The following is a 595-nucleotide window of genomic DNA, read 5'->3' as shown; positions in this document are numbered from 1 at the left end:
TGGGTTGGAAAGCCGTTCTTTATCTTGCTGCTAGTGGTCTCTAGCTTAGTAAGCTACGCAGGCTATAACTACGGAACGCTGTTTGACTCTGGGATGATCGCCAACATCGTCGAGACCGACTCGAGTGAAGCAAGCTCTTATCTCAGCACGTATTCGGTCGTTTGGACGACGTTAATGGGTGTGATTCCTGCCCTGATTGTGTTCAAAGTAAAGCTGCAACCACAACGCGGACAATGGCTACGCTTTGTGCTTACAAAACTGGTCGCGATGCTCGCTTCGTTAGCAGTTATTGCCGTGATTGCGGGGTTGTACTATCAAGATTACGCATCTGTGGGTCGCAATAACAGCTACCTGAAAAAAATGATCATCCCAACGCAATATGTCTACAGCGCGACAAGTTACGTAAAAGAAAATTACTTAACTACGCCACAGCCATATCGTGAAATCGGTACTGATGCACAGCAATCTCCGACCGCTTTACAGCAAGCGCAGGACAAACCGACGTTACTCGTTTTTGTAGTAGGTGAAACCGCACGTACTCAAAACTATCAACTGAATGGTTACGAGCGTGAAACTAACCCCTACACCAGCCAAT

General features: G+C 47.1%; 1 protein-coding gene. It reads left to right on the top strand.

Going from position 1 to position 595, the window contains the following annotated elements:
• Positions 1-595: phosphoethanolamine transferase domain-containing protein (locus R7Q48_RS29060; protein ID WP_318133823.1), on the top strand; the 595-nt coding region annotated here is incomplete at both ends.

Source organism: Vibrio sp. 378 (assembly GCF_033339435.1).
Note: the sequence above shows the minus strand (reverse complement) of the source record. Positions and strands in the feature narration are given on the sequence as shown.